The organism is Actinotalea ferrariae CF5-4 (assembly GCF_000603945.1).
Taxonomy (GTDB): domain Bacteria; phylum Actinomycetota; class Actinomycetes; order Actinomycetales; family Cellulomonadaceae; genus Actinotalea; species Actinotalea ferrariae.
In genome coordinates, this window is the sequence record NZ_AXCW01000589.1 from 1 (window position 1) to 508 (window position 508).

1 protein-coding gene is annotated in these 508 nt (G+C 20.7%); it reads right to left on the minus strand.

Going from position 1 to position 508, the window contains the following annotated elements:
• Nucleotides 1-478: DNA polymerase (locus tag N866_RS21220; RefSeq protein ID WP_216699515.1), on the minus strand; the 478-nt coding region annotated here is incomplete at its 3' end.
• Between the last annotated feature and the right edge of the window lie 30 nt (nt 479-508).

Below are 508 nucleotides of genomic sequence, written 5' to 3' on the forward strand. Positions count from 1 at the left end.
TAAAATAACAAGTATCAGGTATTTTTCCTACATAATTAAGAGGTATATTTTCTTTATTAATAAAATTATAAGGAAATAATTGTTTTTTACCACAATTAAAGTTAATAGCTAATTTAGCTAAAGAAGATGGTAAAAGAAGTAATGAATCTCTAAAAACAATAACAGTTTTTTTATTATCATTGTAATTAAATTCAGCTCTCAATTCAATAATTTTTCCATCTCTAATAATAGGTTTAACTAAATTAGCCACTTGTATTAAATTATTAAGCAAAAATATAGAATCAAAAGACGAAAAATTATGAAAATAAATTTTATAATTATTATATTTCCTTTGAACTAGAAATAATATAGCTTTTTTAATCATTTCGTTGGAATTATCAAAATCTGAAATAAAAAAACTTTTAGAAATCTTTCCATCGTAAAGAGAAATACAAATGGGTATCATTTTTTTATTGATAGTTTTAGTTTCAATATCCATAGTCATAAGTTTATTAGAAATATGAGAGTT